This is a genomic window from Hymenobacter roseosalivarius DSM 11622 (assembly GCF_900176135.1).
Classification (GTDB): domain Bacteria; phylum Bacteroidota; class Bacteroidia; order Cytophagales; family Hymenobacteraceae; genus Hymenobacter; species Hymenobacter roseosalivarius.
On sequence record NZ_FWWW01000066.1, the window covers coordinates 59,560 to 73,772 of the forward strand.

Below are 14,213 nucleotides of genomic sequence, written 5' to 3' on the forward strand. Positions count from 1 at the left end.
CGCCAACACCTTTCGGTATGAAATCTATTTATCCGGCCCTGACGGCGGCCGTACTGTTTGCTGGCTTCGCCGCAGCACCCGCTTCGGCCCAGAATGCTGCCCTCGACGCCCGCATCGCCAAACTGGCCCAGCAGCAGGAAGCCCAGGTAATAGCCTGGCGCCGCGACTTCCACGAGCACGCGGAGTTGGGCAACCAGGAGACGCGCACGGCCGGCATCGTGGCCGCTCACCTCAAAAAGCTGGGCCTGGAGGTGCAGACTGGCGTGGCCCGCACTGGCGTGGTAGGCATTTTGCGCGGCGGTAAGCCCGGCCCCGTGGTCGCCCTGCGCGCCGACATGGATGGCCTGCCCGTCACCGAAAACAATGAGCTGACCTTTCGCTCCAAAGCCACCGCCACCTACAACGGCCAGCAGGTAGGCGTGATGCACGCCTGCGGCCACGATTCGCACGTGGCCATGCTGCTGGGCGCTGCTGAGGTGCTGAGTCAGGTGAAAAAAGACTTGCCCGGCACCGTGAAATTCATCTTCCAACCTGCCGAGGAAGGCTCCTTGCCGGGCGAAGAAGGCGGCGCTAAGCTCATGGTAAAAGAAGGCGTGCTGGACAACCCGAAAGTGGATGCCATTTTTGGCGTTCACGTCAACGCTCAGACTGAGGTAGGTACCCTCAAGTACCGCCCCGCCGGCATGATGGCCAGCTCCGATGTTTTTACGATTAAAGTGAAAGGCAAATCGGCCCACGGCGCGTATCCGTGGCTAAGCGTGGACCCAGTGGTAACCAGCGCCCAGATTATCACGGGCCTGCAAACCATTATCAGCCGCCAGACCGAGTTGACGGAGGATGCGGCCGTTATTACGGTGGGCATGATCCACGGCGGCGTGCGCAACAATATCATCCCGGAGCAGGTGGAGCTGACCGGCACCATTCGCACGCTGAACAAGGAGATGCAAGCCAAAATCTGGGCTGACATTCGCCGCACGGCCACCAAAATTGCCGAAAGCGCCGGGGCCACGGCCGAGGTTGATATCGTGAACTACGCGCCCGTCACCTACAACGACCCACGCCTGACCGAGCGCATGGTGCCCACCCTGCGCACGGCGGCCGGCGCGGCCAACAAAGTAGTGCTGCAAAAAGCCGTAACCGGCGCCGAGGACTTTGCTTATTACCAGGAGAAAGTGCCCGGCGTATTCGTCTTCGTAGGTGGCATGAGCAAGGGCACCGACCCGGCTACCACCGCGCCTCACCACACGCCTGGCTTCCGCCTGGATGAGAGTGGCTTCACGCTGGGCGTGAAAACGCTGGCTATGCTGGCCGCGGATTACCTGACGATGAAGAAGTAGCTAAATAGCTATTCAGTAATAGCTATTTAGCTACTAGACCGTCATGCAGAGGCGGAGCCGAAGCATCTCGCGTGCTGACGTTGCCAAAGTAAAACCAACGAAGCGGGCGAGATGCTGCGCTGCGCTCAGCATGGCCTCAAAACAAAAAGTATAACATAGTGAATATTGCTTTAGTAACCTACCAGCCCGTGGGCAAATACACCGGCGCGGGCGTTGAGCAGGAAGATGCCCTGCTTACAAGTCATTTGCAGAGCCGCGGCCACCAGGTCACGGCTGAAATCTGGTCGGACCCATCCGTGGATTGGCGCAGCTACGAGGTGGTAATGCTGAAGTCACCCTGGGATTATTTCGACCGGATAGATGAGTTTTATGCCTGGCTCGATACTCTGGAGCGCTTGCAGGTGCGCGTGCTCAATCCGGTAGCCACGGTGCGCTGGAATTCGGATAAAAAGTACCTGCTGGATATGCAGGCGGCTGGCGTACGCATCGTGCCCACGCACTGGCTGCCCCGTGGCTCCCGCTTCCGGCCCGAAGCGTTGTTTGCGGAGCTGCAAACGGAGCAGCTGATTGTAAAGCCCGCTATCAGTGGCGGGGCCAAGAATACCTTCTCGCTGCGGCCCGCCGATGCGGCAACCCACACGTTGGACTTAGACACGTTGCTGGCTGAGGAGGATTTTCTGGCCCAGCCTTTCCTGCCCCAGATCCAGACTGCCGGCGAATGGTCACTGATTTATCTGGGGGGCAAATTCAGCCACTGCGTGCTCAAAACGCCTAAGTCGGGCGACTTCCGGGTGCAGCATCACCTGGGCGGCGGTATTGAGCCCCGCCCGGCGCCCGCTCACCTACGCCACGCCGCCGACGATATCGTGGCCCGTTTTGCTCAGGGCTGCCTCTACGCCCGCGTGGATGGAGTGGAGGTAGAAGGCGACTTCATGCTCATGGAACTGGAGCTGATTGAGCCCTTCCTATATCTGACCTCCGACGAAAAAGCCCCCCAGCGCTACGAAGAAGGCTTACGGGCGCTGGTATAACGCCAAGCTGGAGCTTGGCGTTACAACCAAACGACTCCTCAAGCTTTCACCTAGGGCTAGAAGCTGAATCCATTTACCGCAAAGCCCCCGTCAACGCTTATACATTGGCCGGTGATGTAGCTGGCAGCGGGCAGACACAGAAACGCCACCGCGGCTCCAGTTTCCTCCGGCTCCCCGATGCGCTTCATGGGAGTACGGGCCAGCACCTGCTGCAAAAACTCCTCGTCGCTGAGCACCCCAGCCACCAGGGGCGTGCGGATATACCAAGGCGCAATGGCGTTGACGCGAATGCCATCCGCGGCCCACTCCACGGCCAGGTTACGGGTGAGCTGGATAATGGCGGCTTTGGTCATGCCGTAGATGGAGCCCGTGCGCACATGCGTAAGCCCGGCCACCGACGACACGTTCACGATACTGGTCCGGCCAGCCGCCTGCAACAGCGGAAAAGCCCCCTGACACATCCCGAACACCGATTCGAGGTTGGTGGCCATAATGTGCTGATACTCCTCGGCCGAGTACTCGGCGGTGCGCTTGCGGATATTGGTGCCCACGTTATTTACTAGAATATGCAGCCGCGGCCACCGCTGCCCAACCTCCGCCAGTAGTGCTGCCCGCCCGGCGGCCGTGCTTACATCGGCCGATATAGCGTGCGCGTCGAGGCTTCGGTCGCGCCACAGGCTTACCTGATTGCTCAGATCATCCGCGTTGCGGGCTACGGCTACCACCGTAGCACCGAGGCTCAGCAGCTCTTCGGCGGCCGCCGCGCCAATGCCTTTGGAAGCGCCCGTAACCAGCGCAACTTGACCATCAAGACGCCAGCGGGTAGTGAAAGTAGAAGGATTTGAAGCCAACATTTTAGTTATAGCAAGATTATAGGAGGAAAGGCGAATAGGTGAGAAGTCACAAATGAGTAGTTTTTTAGGCTGAATGCGAGCAGAATCAGCCATCAAATGGCCAGAAAAAGGGCTTATAAGGCTCAAAAAGAACTTTTTGGTCTTTCTGTAGCCACGTCACTTTTAGGGGAATGCTAGGTAGTAAAAGAAAAGGCAAAATCGTAATTTGAGGCATAAGCCGGTTGCAGTCGGCTGCGTTCCATCCCTATTCCATCACCCAAACCCTTTTTCAATGGTTAACAAGTACTCTGTTGCCGCTCTGCTGTTGCTGGGCGGTTTCTCTTCCGCTTACGCACAAAGTCAGGATCTGACCCGCGTGCAGCACAAAGAAGTAGGCGAAAAAGGCATGCCTACGCTCATTCAGTTTCGGCTGGAGGGCAAGACTTACCAGATGAGTGAAGCCCGTAAGGCGTTGGCAGAACAGCTCGACCTTACCGCCGACGACCAGTTGCAAAGCGCCCGGATAGAAGCTGATCCGTTGGGCTTCGTGCACGAAAAATTCGCGCAGTATTATAAGGGCGTCAAAGTAGAGCACGCCGAGTATACGGTGCATGCCCGCCAAGGCGTGGTGGAAAGCATGAGCGGCAACTTTGAGCGCGTGCAGAATGTGAAAACCGCACCTACGATAAACGAGCAGGCGGCCCTGCAACGGGCCCTGCGCTTCGTGGGGGGCAAAAAATACATGTGGGAGGATGCCGGCGAAGAGGCTACTTTAAAGGAGCAGGAGAATAACCCGCGCGCCAGCTACAAGCCCGAGGGCGAACTGGTTATCGTAGATAATACCCAGGCTGAGCCCGGCAGCCCCGAGTTCGGGCAGCCTACGCTGGCCTGGAAGTTCAATATCTATTCGCAGCAGCCGGTAAGCCGGGCCTACATTTATGTAGATGCCCAAACGGGCGACATTGTAGCAAAAGACGCCATTATTAAGCACGCGGCGGCTACGGGTACTTTTGCTACCCGGTATAGCGGTACCAAAACCAGCGCCACGGAGAGCATCAACGGCAGCTTCCGCCTGCGCGAGCTGACCCGCGGCTCCGGCATTGAAACCTACAACTGCAATAAAGGCAACAGCTACACAACTGCCGTCGACTTTACTGATGCCGATAACAGCTGGACGGAATACGCCAACGCCAACTTCGACAACGCCGCTCTCGATGCCCACTACGGCGCGCAGAGCACCTACGACTATTTCAAAAACGTGCACGCCCGCAACAGCTACAACAACGCGGGGGCCAAAATCAAGAGTTACGTTCACTTCGACGACACGCCCGGCGACGGTAAAGGCTACGAAAACGCCTACTGGAACGGCTCGGTAATGACCTACGGCGACGGCTACACCCGCTTCGACCCGTTGACCTCACTCGACGTGGCCGCCCACGAAATCGGCCATGCCGTGTGCTCCAGCACCGCCAACCTCACGTATTCCTACGAGTCGGGGGCGCTCAACGAAGGCTTCTCCGATATCTGGGGCGCGGCCGTGGAGTACTACAAAGATCCTAACAAAGCTACCTGGCTGATCGGCGAGGATATCGACAAAGTGCGGCCTTCGCTGCGCTCGATGAGCAACCCCAACGCCGAAAGCCAGCCTGATACCTACAAAGGCACCTATTGGTATGCCACCAGCGGCGACAACGGGGGAGTACACACCAACAGCGGCGTGCTCAACCACTGGTTTTATCGGTTGGCCGTGGGCGGCAGCGGTACCAACGACATCGGCAGTAGCTTCAGCGTAACCGGTATCGGCATCGACGCGGCGGCCAAAATCGCTTATCGCACGGAGAGCGTGTACCTCACCGCCTCAAGCAACTACGCGGCGGCCCGTACTTACTCTATCCAGTCGGCTACTGATTTGTATGGTGCTGGCTCAGCGCAGGTGATTGCTACTACCAATGCCTGGTACGCCGTGGGCGTGGGTGCTGCTTATAGCAGCGGCGGTGGTACTACCACGCCTACCTACTGCACGAGCAAAGGCACGAACGTAGCGTATGAATGGATTGACTACGTAAAGCTGGGTACGCTGGCCCGTACTTCGGGCGCTGATGGCGGTTATTACAATGGTACCGCCTTATCTGCTCCAAGCATAGGCGCTGGTACTTCACAGACAATCTCCTTCTCGGCTGGTTTCGCTTCCACGGCTTACACCGAATACTGGAAAGTCTATATCGACTATAACCAGGATGGCGACTTCATCGACTCAGGCGAATCAGTTGTTTCCGGCTCCTCGTCGAGCAGCGGTACGTTGAGTGCTACCTTCACCGTGCCCAGCACGGCCAAGAGCGGCAACACGCGTATGCGAGTGCTGATGAGCGATGCCTCGGCTACTACCAGCTGCAACTCCTATAGCTACGGCGAAACGGAGGATTACACCGTCAGCATTTCCGGTGGAGCTGCTCTCACCAGCAATGCCGTAACCACGAGCAGCACGAGCAGTAATGCAACTCTTGGCAGCGCCGATTTGGTGAGCCAGGTAGAAGTGTACCCAAATCCGGCTGCCGATGTGCTGCGCGTAACATTGCCTAACCGTGCCTCGGTAGTATCCGTGCAGGTAGCTGATATGCAGGGTCGTAGCGTGAAGGGTACGCACTTCGATAGTAAGGGTGAGCTGAACGTAGCTCGCTTAGCCAGCGGCATGTATATGCTCAGCGTCAGCGATGGGCAGAAAACCTTCCGCCAGCGGTTTGTAAAGCAATAAGCTTATAGGGAAAGGCTGAAAAAGCCCCCCGGAATACAAAAGGCCCGTCGCACGACGGGCCTTTTGTATTCCGGGGGGCTTTTTATAAAGTCTACTACAAGCCTAGCGAATGGAGTATTCGATTTTTAGCTCCACGGTGCCGTACCCATCGTTCTTTTTGGTGTTGCCGCGCAGGCTGACGTCGTCTAGAAGGTCGGTGCTGGTGAAGTTGTAGACGGCCTCAGCGGTGGCGCTGAAGTCGCGGGAAAGGCGGAACGTGAGGCCGCCGCCCACGGGCGCAATCACGGCTATGTTCGGGTAGCCAGTACTTTCAGGGGCTAAAAATACCTGGTTGTTTACTGGCCGGCCGCTCCCGATGTAGGTTTTGGGGTGATACATCGCCAGGCCCAGGCCCGCCTTTACATAAGGCTTAAGGATGGCTGCCGGGCTGCGGGGCGAAGCGAACTGCGACTCGTCGCCGAACAACTCATAGCGCAGAAAAGTGGTCAGTGAGCCGTTGCGGCCCCGGAAGGCCAGATTCCGCTCGGGCAACTGGTCGGTGGCCCCAATTTGAAAATAGGACACCTCGCCGCCTACCAACAGGCGTGGGCGTAGCAGATACAGGCCACCCACGCTGATGCTAGGGCCTGGCAGGTTCTGCGCCCATTTTCCCAGGTCGCCGGTGTAGAGGGCTACGCCTCCGCCCACCGTTACGCGAAAAGGGCCGCGATAGTAGGGCCGGGCCTGGCTGCTGAAATAGCGGCGGCGTTGGCCCGGTCCCTGAGCGGCGGCCGTGTAAGAAGCGACTAAAGACCAGAACAGCAAGGAGCTGAGTAGAAGCAAACGAGGTTTCACAGGCGAAGACTTAGTTGAAAGTAGCCCCGACATACGAGGACCGCTGCCGAGTCGTTGCCTAACGTCGCTTGCCTCTGCTTTATTTGAACTTGCCCTGAGGGTCAGGCTGCTTGGCCAATAATTCGCCGATGAAGCCGAAATCGAAGCTGGCCATATTCAGTCCCTGGCCTTTGTGTACTGCCTCCCAGGCCTTGGTGTAGTCTTCCTGGAAATAATACCCCCGTGCTATCTGCTGCCAGGCCACTGCATTATTTGGGTCAATGGTGACAGCCTTTTGCAGGTGCTCCATGCCTGTGGTCAAGTCCTTTTTCTTTTTGGATTGCTCGTAGCGAATGAGGTAGCTGGTGCCTAAATCGCTGAGCACGAGCCCATCGGCCGGGTTCACCGCCAGAGCCTGTGACAGCAGCCTGATAGATTCGTCGGGAGTAGGGTTGCGGCTAACTACCACGCCCAGACCCCGATAGGCATCCGCGTTTCTTGGGTCGAGCAGCCAGGCCAGGTTGAAGCGGTACGTAGCCGTGTCAGGCTGGTTTTCGCTGAGGTACTCAAAGCCTTTGGTCGAGAAGAACTTGCTGGCCTCGGCGCGCGAGGGGAAGTTGCGGTCAATATCGGCCAGAAAATTCGGCCCTGCTACCTGTTCGGCCTGAGCCGTAGTGATGCCGCCAAACAGCGGCAACAGGCGGTTGGCCTTACTGATGGAGGTAGTAGCGGCAGCTTTTTCTTTTTTGTTTTTGCGCTGCGCTAAGGCAGGCGTGGCTCCAAAAGCCAGCAGCAGGGCTGCCAGCACCAGAATATTTTTCATGCAGTAGGGTAGGAATAGAAACGCTTAAAATTGCCCCCCGGCACCAAAATACCAGCCGGGCTTTCGTACAAATATAACGCCCTCAGCGCAAGGTTAGTCTGTGGGGGCTAGTGTAGTCGACGGCAGTCGTTCTGCTCTTCATTCCTCGGCTCACATCGGGGTGCTGGCTGGAGCGAGCTGCTGCCAGCTAAGCGGCGAGGCCGCTGGGGGGCTTTTTCGCGGCCGTATAAGCCAGAGCAAACCAGTAGGCAGCGCAACGAGTATATGCGGGCTACTCAGGGGGCATTTTTATTGCGGAGGTGCCCGCTACTTATTCCCCTTTCCGATGCCTTTTTTTCGTTTGCTGGCGCTGCCGGCCCTGCTTGTGCTACTGATATTGATAGTTGGAGCCAATGAATACGCCGTAGCCCGCCCCAGCCGCCGCACACAGGATATCGCCTACGTGTCCGCCACCGACCCCGGCTTCAGCACCGAGCGCCACCGCCTCGACGTGTATGCCCCGCGCCGAAAAGCGGTGGCGGGTCAGCCGGTAGTCGTCTTTATTCATGGGGGCAACTGGGACAGCGGCAGCAAAAACATCTACACCTTCATCGGGCGGCGGCTAGCTAAGCAGGGCGTGGTGGCGGTTGTTATCAACTATCGGCTTTCGCCTCAGGTGCAGGTGCCCGCTATGGCCGAAGACTGCGCCCGCGCCGTGGGCTGGACCCGGCAGCACATTGCCGAATATGGCGGCGACCCCCAGCATATTTTCCTCATGGGCCATTCGGCTGGTGCGGGCCTGGCTGCCCTGCTGGCCACCGACAACCGCTATTTTACTTGGCTAGGCCTATCCCAGAACCCCGTACGCGGTGTTATCCTCGACGACCCCGCCGGCCTGGATATGTACGACTACCTGCTCAAGAAGCAGTACGCCAGCGACGAGCAGTATCTCACCGCCTTCGGCCGCGACCCGGAAGGGTGGAAAGCCGTGTCAGCGCTGTATCACCTCACGGCGGCCAGTCCGCCCTTCCTCACCTTCGTGGGGGGCAAAACGTATCCCTCCATTGCCAGCAGCAGCGAGAAGTTCCGGCAGCGGCTGCTGGCGCTGGGAATTCAGCCTCAGTTCACAGTATTGCCGGATAAAAAGCACATTCCGATGGTATTGCAGCTGTATTGGCAGCACAACGTAATTTATCGGCAGCTCCTGCCGTTTGTGGGTAGCACCAGCCAGGCAGACAGGAAGAAATCGGTGAGCAAATTGCCCCCAGACTTAAGAAATAAGTAAATTTTTTAGCCAGAAATCGATTAAAAACGAAAATAATAACGTAAAGGGTGGTTTCGCGCTCTTAAAATTCTGTACACCCCGTTATTGCTATAAGGCAGGTAGATGAAAAACAAGGAACAGTTGCTTACCTCATCTGGGGAGTTGAACCGGATGCGGATCTTAAGCCGCTATAAGCTTCTGCGTACCCTACCCGAAGGTCTGTTTGATGACCTGGTTTGCCTGACAGCAACCCTGTTCGATGTGCCGGTCGTGCTGGTATTATTGGGGGCGCCTGAAACGGAGGAACTGACCGCTACTTATAAAGCATTTGGCTGGGATGCCAGCGGGGAGGAAGATTTCGGCACCGTTGCCGTGCGGCAGAGTGAAACTGCTTTACTCGATGAAATGGCCCCTAAGCCTCTGGAGCTGGCTAATCCCTTCGTGACCCGTGCGCTCAACTTCCGGTTTTATGCCGCTACCTCCCTCAAAGGCGCAGCCGGGGAAAATCTGGGCAACTTATGTGTGGTCGGCCGTCGGCCCCGCGTCTTTTCTCCTACCGAGCGCGAGGTACTGAGCAATATGTCGGCCCTGATAATCCACCTCCTCAATCTGCGCCGGGTGCTCGGTTCCGAGAGCCGCGCGTTTGCGGGTATGTGGAACGCCATCTATGCTGCCAGCTCCGATCCGCTGCACCGCATTCTGGCCTTAACCGACCGCCTGAAGCAGCAGGAAGATCTGGAAACCATCACGGCTGTCATTCAGCGGAAGCTCATCTGTAAAGACGCCAACCTGATAGCGGGCATTGCTAATCAGCACATCAGCGGGCTGTTAGAAAATCAATAGCCAGCCTGCGGAAGCGAGTTAATTAGTGAGCGTTATAGGTCGCCATGTGCTGCGGGGGCTGACTAGGATTAGAAGGGGACAGTGCTTCCGCTATCTGGGCCTGTGCCCGCAATAATTCCTCGGCATACGGCTCATAAAGCACCCGCTCGGGCGGCCCGTTGGGCGTTAAGGCCGCGTCCCAGAGGCCAGCCTGGTGCCAGTTGTCCTGAAAATCCCAGTCGGGCCGGTCGATAATAGGGTAGAGGCACACACCCCACAAGGGCACTCCCTGACGTAGCGCCGCCGCGCATTCCCGCGCGATATGTTGCATCCAGAGTGGCCGATCGACACCCGGATGGCTGGTTTCGGTGAGCACTACCGGGCGCTGATAACGCTGGTAGGCCATCTGTAACAATGCGCTTAGTGGCTTCCAACGCGGATTAGGCGGTGCATCGGCCCAGCCCAATGTTTCGTGGGGCTCCAGCTGCCACTGGTTATCGTAGTAGAAATTAAAGCCCAGGATATCCAGAAAATCGGGCGAGCCACCCAGTTCCGGACACATACGGCCCGCCAGCATATCCACCGACTGGAACTGGTTTATAGTAAACTCAGCAGTCCGGTTGCGCTCCGTCCGGGTAGCCACAGGCCGGGGCACGACGTTGATGAGCGGCTCCGTAGTGAGAATACGAATTCCTGGATCAGCCTCGCGCAAAGCGGCGGCGCCCTCAATATAGGCGCGCATCAAGCCATATTTTACCTCCCAGCCCTGACCCACGCAATACGGCGACGTGCCGCGCACGTCGCCGCCCAGCCACGACATAAAGCTGACCTCGTTGATGGGCGTTACGATGAGCACGTCATCGGGGCGTTGGCTGCGGTAAAACGCCACGAAAGCCCGACAGAGCGCCGCGAAGCGCCGGGCAAACAGCGGGTGCAGCGGCGTCAGATCATCGGGGTAGCCGAAATGGCACAAGTCCCAGACCTGCTGCACGCCGTGGCGCTGCCCGGTCGTCAGCATGGCAGCCACCGTGCTCCAGTCGTACTGATAGGGCGTACGCTCTACCTGGCTCCACCGGATTCCCTCGCGCACCGTACGAATGCCGAATGGGGTTAAGGCTTGATAATCTTCATTCAGCTTCTGAAAATGGCCGGTCAGGTGCAGAAAATCGACCCGGTGCCCGAAAGCGTTCAGCTGATCAGTACATTCATAGCCTCCCATCCAGAACGACTTGAAAGGGTTCTGGGGGGCATTTTTGGGGAATTGGTACATACGTAACTAAAGCTAGAGCAAAGCCTTTTGCAGCCGGGGGCATTTTGACAGCCCGCTGCCACTGGTCGCTAGCCTCTAAACCGGCTCTGTACGAGCGGCGTTGCTAATGGATTTGGCCTCAATGAAAATGCGCTTAAAATCGGGATACTCGGCCTTGATATTGTTCTGAAGCCGCTCGATAGCCTGCTCTACTTCCACGGCCGAGAGAGTATTATGAAAATCAATGTCAAGGGCCAATACCACGTCGCGCGGCCCCAGGTGTAGGGTAAGCGGCCGGCGAATCTGCTCTACGGCAGCATCCTCACGCACCAGTTTCTCCAGCGTGTCGATGGTGGCGTCGTCTACGCCTTCGCCCACCAGTAAGCCTTTGGTTTTGTAAATCAGAAAGATAGCCACTCCCACCAGCATAATACCAATCACAATGGAGGCGGCTCCATCTAAATAAGGGTTGTCGAGCAGGTGGCCAAGATACACGCCCAGCAAGGCAATGACCAAACCCAGCAAGGCGGCCAGATCCTCGATCAGAATGGCAAACACCGCCGGGTCTTTGCTGCGGGCAATGCTGCTCCAGAAGGGTGCGTCGCCCCGCTCACGGTTGAAGGCCTTGAAGGCTAAGTAGCAGGATATCAACTCAAAAACGATTGCCAACCCCAGTACCCAGTAGTTCCAGGTAGGGTCGGAAAGCGGTGAAGGGTCCTGAATGTGCGTAATGCCCTCGTAAAAAGACATACCACCGCCAATGGCAAACACCAGCACGGCCACGATAAGCGCCCAGAAATACAGCTCCTTGGAGCGCCCGAATGGGTGCCGGGCGTCGGCGGGCTTCTGGGCCTGATTTACACCCAGCAAAATAAGCCCCCCGTTGCCGCTATCCACCAACGAGTGAATGCCTTCCGACAGCATGGCCGAGCTGCCCGTAAAGTAGGCCGCCACGAATTTGGAAATGGCAATAGCGATGTTGGCCCCAATGGCCCCGTAAATAGCGGTTTTCGATTCGGCGTTGTTGCCCATAGGAAAGTGAAAGACAAAGAAGTTCACAGCTACGCAGACTACGCGCAGAGGTTGGTGGTGCGATGGGCGAACGACGTCGGTTGCGGCCGTTGGAGGGCCTTAGCTTGGCTGTTCAACGCTTAAAAAAGCCCCCAGATGCCCAAAACCGCCGCAAGCTCATCCGTTAACTGAACATTCCGCTTTTCTCCGACTTTTACGGCGCTGGTTAGCTTATCTCCCGGCCCGCCTTCTTTACTCGATCCTATGCCTGAACTCGACTCCTCACCGCCCACTCTCCGCCGCGACTTAGGCCTAGTGCAGGCCACGGCCCTAAACATGATTGACATGGTGGGCATCGGTCCCTTCGTGGTGCTGCCGCTGGTCATGCACCTGATGGGGCCTTATTTTCTGCTGGCCTGGCTGGTGGGCGCGGCTTTGGCGGTTGTCGATGGCATGGTGTGGGCCGAGCTGGGGGCCGCCTACCCCGAAGCCGGCGGCAGCTACCGATTCCTGAAGCTGGCTTATGGCGAGGCTAAGTGGGGGCGGCTGATGTCGTTTTTGTACGTGTGGCAAACGTTAGTGCAGGCCCCACTGGTGGTGGCGTCGGGGGCCATTGGCTTTGCCCAGTACTTCGGCTACCTGGTGCCCCTCACCGAGTGGTGGCAGCCCAAGCTGGTGAGTGGGGCGGTGGTGCTGGTGCTCATTGCCTTGCTCTACCGGCGCATTGATGATATTGGCCGGCTGGGCGTGCTGCTGTGGCTGGGCGTGCTGGGCCTCATGGGCTGGCTGATCTTCGGCGGGCTCACGCACGCTAACCACACCGTGGCCTGGCTGCCGGCGGGGGGCATTTCGGAGCTGCCGGGCCTGCTGTTTTCGGTAGCGCTGGGGCAGGCGGCCGTCAAGACCATCTATAGCTACCTGGGCTACTACAACGTGTGCCATCTGGGGGGCGAAATCCGGGAGCCGGAACGCGTGATTCCGCGCAGTATCTTTCTGAGTATTCTGGGCATCGCGGCTCTGTATCTGCTGCTGAACTGGAGCGTGGGCACCGTTATTCCCTGGCAACAGGCCCAGCACTCCGAGTTTATAGTGAGCACCTTCGTCGAAACAATTTATGGCAGCACTGCCGCCAAGCTGGCTACGGCCCTGGTGCTGTGGGTGGCGTTTGCGTCCTTGTTTGCCGTGCTACTAGGCTACTCGCGCATCCCGTATGCCGCTGCCGCTGATGGGGAGTTTCTGCCGGTATTCGCCAAAGTGCATCCCACCAAGCAGTTTCCGCACGTATCGTTGCTGGTGCTGGGCGGCGTGGGCTTCGTCTTTAGCCTGCTGTTTCGGCTGGGCGAAGTCATTACGGCCATTCTGGCCATGCGTATTCTGGTGCAGTTCGTGGGGCAGGCCGTGGGACTGGTCATCCTTCGCCGCCGCCGCGGCACCACTGGTTTGCCCTTCCGAATGCCGCTGTATCCGCTGCCGGTTATCATTGCCATAGCTGTTTGGCTGCTGATTTTCTGGAGTACCGGGCCGGCATTTATGCTGTCCGGCTTGGTAGTAATTGGGGCAGGTGTGGTCGTATTTTTGTTCTGGAGCCGGCGCTTAGGAAGATGGCCGTTTGAGCAGTAAATAGCCGAGACTAAGCGTCAGTAGGTTTGTTTAGTGACTAGGCCACGCTTTACCGCACATGAAGTTTTTTATCCTGCTTTTTACTTTATCATTAGTTGCCTCCGCCACATACGGGCAAGCACCCGGGCCCGACCGGTTACTATGGAGCTCCACCCGCCGCCTTCAATCCTCCGACTTTCATATCATTGCCAAGGCTGGTACGGGCGGTCAGGCTCAATACCAGTACGACTATGATGGTCATCCTACTCAGTTTATGGGAAAGCGAGGCAATAATCAGCTAGTTCGAAATATGCTGCTGTGCTCGGCCTCCAGCATTGATACTACGGGCAACGTAGCTAATTTTCTGCGCTTTGAGCAAACCTTATTCGATATTCAAGAGGTGTATATCCGGCGGTTGCGCCAGACAGTTCGGGCTAACGCGTTTCGTTCGCTTATGGTCGGCAACCAAAAGTTGAAGGCTGAGGAAGATAAAATAACAGTTGAAGCCGCTAAGCGCCGGCTTGCCTATGATGAGCAAACCAACTATGGCACATTGCCGGACAAGCAGATGGAATGGGAAACCATCATTCAAAACGAACTGAATGCGTTAAACGAGTTTAGTGCTAAGTAAAGCCACATTATTTGACTAATAACTAAAAAAGCCCACACTACGTACGTACGGTTACGGTTTACGGTTTAC

General features: G+C 57.5%; 12 protein-coding genes. 7 read left to right on the forward strand and 5 right to left on the reverse strand.

All coding sequences use genetic code 11. From position 1 onward, the window contains the following. Positions 1-17: 17 nt before the first annotated feature. Entirely contained in the window at positions 18-1,337 is a 1,320-nt protein-coding gene (locus B9A24_RS09835) for an amidohydrolase (protein WP_084445114.1), read from the forward strand. A gap of 158 nt (positions 1,338-1,495) precedes the next feature. After that, positions 1,496-2,368: an ATP-grasp domain-containing protein gene (locus B9A24_RS09840; protein WP_084445116.1), complete on the forward strand. Its 873-nt coding sequence runs from the start codon at positions 1,496-1,498 to the stop codon at positions 2,366-2,368. A 56-nt stretch (positions 2,369-2,424) separates the two neighbouring features. On the opposite strand, the gene B9A24_RS09845 is transcribed toward B9A24_RS09840, so the two are convergent. After that, entirely contained in the window at positions 2,425-3,222 is a 798-nt protein-coding gene (locus B9A24_RS09845) for an SDR family oxidoreductase (protein WP_084445118.1), read from the reverse strand. A gap of 271 nt (positions 3,223-3,493) precedes the next feature. On the opposite strand from B9A24_RS09845, the gene B9A24_RS09850 reads away from it, so the two are divergent. Next, entirely contained in the window at positions 3,494-5,953 is a 2,460-nt protein-coding gene (locus tag B9A24_RS09850; protein ID WP_084445119.1) for a M4 family metallopeptidase, read from the forward strand. A 102-nt stretch (positions 5,954-6,055) separates the two neighbouring features. Here B9A24_RS09850 and B9A24_RS09855 read toward each other — a convergent pair whose 3' ends face one another. Both B9A24_RS09855 and B9A24_RS09860 read right to left on the reverse strand, forming a co-directional pair. Then, the gene (locus B9A24_RS09855) at positions 6,056-6,787 is read right to left on the reverse strand and encodes a hypothetical protein (RefSeq protein ID WP_143434882.1); all 732 of its coding nucleotides are present in this window, start codon (positions 6,785-6,787) and stop codon (positions 6,056-6,058) included. Positions 6,788-6,866: 79 nt separating this feature from the next. Then, the gene (locus B9A24_RS09860; RefSeq protein ID WP_084445123.1) at positions 6,867-7,589 is read right to left on the reverse strand and encodes a tetratricopeptide repeat protein; all 723 of its coding nucleotides are present in this window, start codon (positions 7,587-7,589) and stop codon (positions 6,867-6,869) included. 325 nt (positions 7,590-7,914) lie between these two features. On the opposite strand from B9A24_RS09860, the gene B9A24_RS09865 reads away from it, so the two are divergent. Continuing rightward, the gene (locus B9A24_RS09865) at positions 7,915-8,853 is read left to right on the forward strand and encodes an alpha/beta hydrolase (protein ID WP_084445126.1); all 939 of its coding nucleotides are present in this window, start codon (positions 7,915-7,917) and stop codon (positions 8,851-8,853) included. Positions 8,854-8,955: 102 nt separating this feature from the next. After that, positions 8,956-9,675 (forward strand): hypothetical protein, encoded by a 720-nt coding sequence (locus B9A24_RS09870; RefSeq protein WP_143434883.1) that lies wholly within the window; start codon positions 8,956-8,958, stop codon positions 9,673-9,675. A 22-nt stretch (positions 9,676-9,697) separates the two neighbouring features. Here B9A24_RS09870 and B9A24_RS09875 read toward each other — a convergent pair whose 3' ends face one another. Together B9A24_RS09875 and B9A24_RS09880 are read right to left on the reverse strand one after the other, a co-directional pair. Further along, complete coding sequence (locus B9A24_RS09875) at positions 9,698-10,924, reverse strand: amine oxidase (RefSeq protein WP_084445130.1); 1,227 nt, start codon at positions 10,922-10,924, stop codon at positions 9,698-9,700. 75 nt (positions 10,925-10,999) lie between these two features. Then, complete coding sequence (locus tag B9A24_RS09880; RefSeq protein ID WP_234997172.1) at positions 11,000-11,962, reverse strand: cation diffusion facilitator family transporter; 963 nt, start codon at positions 11,960-11,962, stop codon at positions 11,000-11,002. 216 nt (positions 11,963-12,178) lie between these two features. On the opposite strand from B9A24_RS09880, the gene B9A24_RS09885 reads away from it, so the two are divergent. Further along, positions 12,179-13,534 (forward strand): APC family permease, encoded by a 1,356-nt coding sequence (locus B9A24_RS09885; protein ID WP_084445134.1) that lies wholly within the window; start codon positions 12,179-12,181, stop codon positions 13,532-13,534. Between the two features lie 58 nt (positions 13,535-13,592). Beyond that, positions 13,593-14,144 (forward strand): hypothetical protein, encoded by a 552-nt coding sequence (locus B9A24_RS09890; RefSeq protein ID WP_084445136.1) that lies wholly within the window; start codon positions 13,593-13,595, stop codon positions 14,142-14,144. Positions 14,145-14,213: the final 69 nt, after the last annotated feature.